This is a genomic window from Mycobacterium sp. (assembly GCF_049802695.1).
Classification (GTDB): Bacteria; Actinomycetota; Actinomycetes; order Mycobacteriales; family Mycobacteriaceae; genus Mycobacterium.
In genome coordinates this window covers 1-2,899 of the sequence record NZ_JBARMY010000349.1, presented here as the reverse complement: position 1 = coordinate 2,899, position 2,899 = coordinate 1, and the positions used below count along the sequence as shown (strand labels likewise).

Below are 2,899 nucleotides of genomic sequence, written 5' to 3'. Positions count from 1 at the left end.
CGGGCGAAGGACATGTACAGCTGGATGAGGAACATAGTCAGCAGGTAGCCGTAGACGAAAATCTGCAGGATGATCAACGCTCGTTTGCGTTTCTGTTCCTTTTGGTCCATCGGTGAAGGTTCCTTCCTAGGTCGGCGTGTCGACTGAGGCCAGGGCGGCCACGGCAATCTCCCGGAGTCCGTTGTTGACGGCACCGTCGGTGCTCAGCGGCGCGAGGATGCAGGCTTCGGCCGCATCAAGTTCGGTTGCGCCGACTGCGATCAATTGCGCGGCGGTGACCAGCACCCGAGTAGATGGCGGCTCGAAGTGGAACGCTTCGTTGGCGGTGCGGATCGCGAGCGCGCAGTGCACCAGTCGCCTCGCGGTGGTGAGCGGAACACCCGCTTCGGCGACAACAACCTCGGCCTCGCGATCGGCGGGCAGATAGGTCATCGACAAGGTGACGAATCGTTGACGGAAGGACGGTTTGAGTTCTTTCAGCGAGCTGCGGTAATCAGGATTGTATGAGCAGACCAACATGAAGTCGTCTGGCGCTTGTACGGTCTCGCCGGCGCGGTCCAGGTACAACGATCGGCGGTGGTCGGTCAGCGAATGCAGTACGGCCAACGAATCATGGCGGGCTTCGACCACCTCATCGAGATAGCAGATCGCCCCGGCTTTGACCGCCCGGGTCAGCGGGCCGTCGGTCCAGATCACATCGCCGCCGGTCACCGTGAACCGGCCGACCAGGTCCGAGTTGGTGAGATCGTCGTGGCAGCTGATGGTGATCACCGGCCGTTGCAGCAGCGCTCCCATGTGCTCGACCAGCCGCGTCTTGCCGCAACCGGTGGGGCCGGTGAGCATCACCGGGAGATTGCTCCGGAAGGCTTGCTCGAACAGCTGCACCTCGTTGCCGTTCGCGAAGTAGGTGATCACGCGGCGACCAGTTCGCGATGCACGTGGGCCAACACCCAGGGCAGCTCTTCCACCTGCCGGATGCGTTGAGACCGACGCGGTCCGAACACCTCCGGGAGCGGATCGATCCGAGTCGGTCCGACGCCGATGTAGTACGTCGAGACGCCGGCGTCTCGTGCTTCATCGACGGCGTGCGCCGTGTCGGCCCAGGCATAGCGGCCTTCATAGCCCTCGTCGGAGATCAGGCCGTCGCCGATGACGATCAGCAGGCGCCGCTCGGAGGGCTGACCCAAAAGTCGGTTCGTCAAATGTCGAAGCGGCGCACCGAGCCGGGTGTACCCGGCGGTGGAAAGCCCTTGCGCGCTTGGCGGTACGAACCGGCGGTCCTCGAAGTTCTTCAGACATCGCACGTCGACCCGGTGCCGGGTGTTGCCGGTGAACACGAAAATCCCGTGGCGTTCCCGGGTCAGGGTCATCGCCCGCGAGAGCGCATCGGCGCAGGCTAATTCCAGCCGGAAGATGCGGCCCCCGTGCACTCCAAGGGAGGAGCTGCCGTCGAGCAGCAAAGCGGTGGTGACGTCCCGGCTGCCGGGCAGCAGGTTACGGAATATCCTCGGCTCCTTGGCTCGCCCGGTCGTCATGTCGATGTAGTGGCGGACGTACGACTCGACGTCCAGCTCCGAACCGTCTTCCAGGCGATTCGTCATCGCCCGATGGGTCTGCTTTTCGAACCATCTGCGGAGGTCGGCAGACATGGGCGCCGGATGGGGAGCGCGCCGGTTCCCGGCATGCTCGACGACGGCGACATGACCCTGCAGAAAACGTTTCGTCCACATGTTCCACTCGGGATAGGGAATCCCGGGCCGGTGCTCCGGTGTGACGTCGAGGTCGTTGTCCTGCGGCCTACTTGGCGGCGGCAGATTCGGATTGCGGACGCCGCCCTCACCGCCGACGGGGACGGAGTACGGTCGCGGCAGACGCTTTTGCGTTGTGGTCCATGGCATTCTGCCGAAGCTGCGTCGCAATCTATCGGTCAACCCCTGCGGCCTGGTGCAGGCCAACGGCAAGCTGCCCAGCAGCGGATGAACCTTCAGCGAACCTTCGGTGGCGGCCAGCACGACTGCTCGTCTCAGCATTTCGGGCGCCTCCAGATCACCGGGTGCGGCGGCGAGATCAGGCAGCGTTCGGCGCAGCTCCGGCAGCAGACCCGGCCAGCGCGACGCTGTCCAGCCCAGCGCGACACCAGCTTCGACGAGCGTCAGCGCACGCAGTTCGCGCTCCGATAATTCGTTGAGCCGGTATTGCGCAAGACGTTCCTTCGACGGTGAACATTGCAGAGCTATGCCGCAGGTCAGCGTTCTGCGTGTCCATGCTTTCATCGCCGGGAAGGGAACATAGACAAAGGTCAGCGTGGCATTGGTCCCGAAGGCTCGGCGCTCTCCTGTGACCAGGCGCACTGCCTCACGACGTTGGCCACTCAGCGCGACTGCCGTTACGGCGCAACTGCGCTCGAGCTCCATGACCTGGATTTGCGTCACTCAGAACGTGCCGATGTTGGAGAACATCCAGTACCAGAACCAGATGATCAGGCCGGTACCGCCCCAAGCAGCGACATAGCGCAAGATCTCCCAGACATAATTCACGATGGGACCTCCTCGGTGATGGATCGGTCATCGGGACCCACGATGCGGTGCCGCGTCTAATCCAGAGTTAATGTGGCTGACTTGAGTCAACTATAGTATGCTGGATTCGTTGATGTCCAGGGTTGTGTCAGGCACTCACAACTTACTTGGCCTATTGACTTTCCCATGAGGCACAAAGCTCCGACTGCAGTCATTGATCTCAGTCACACGGAAGTACGCAGTCGCAGCCAGCTCTGGCGTACCGCGGGGAAAAGGTATGCACTTTGCCCGCCTAATGGGATTCGATCAGCGAGTCGTTGACGAGGTTTATGCCTAGTTGGCGAGAAGCTGGTCACCGAGCCGCCGGCCGGTGAGCACTATGC

Annotated in this window: 2 protein-coding genes; both read right to left on the bottom strand. The window is 62.5% G+C overall.

Translation table 11 applies throughout. From position 1 onward, the window contains the following. Positions 1 to 126 precede the first annotated feature (126 nt). Positions 127 to 915, bottom strand: a complete 789-nt coding sequence (locus WA317_RS14430; protein WP_425173682.1) for a CbbQ/NirQ/NorQ/GpvN family protein — start codon at positions 913 to 915, stop codon at positions 127 to 129. Continuing rightward, positions 912 to 2,414 (bottom strand): nitric oxide reductase activation protein NorD, encoded by a 1,503-nt coding sequence (locus WA317_RS14425; RefSeq protein WP_425173683.1) that lies wholly within the window; start codon positions 2,412 to 2,414, stop codon positions 912 to 914. The genes WA317_RS14430 and WA317_RS14425 overlap by 4 nt, the downstream gene beginning before the upstream one ends. Positions 2,415 to 2,899: the final 485 nt, after the last annotated feature.

Bases quoted from the DNA above. Each gene is read 5' to 3' on its own strand.
- WA317_RS14425 (WP_425173683.1), bottom strand. From the start codon at position 2,414: ATGGAGCTCGAGCGCAGTTGCGCCGTAACGGCAGTCGCGCTGAGTGGC.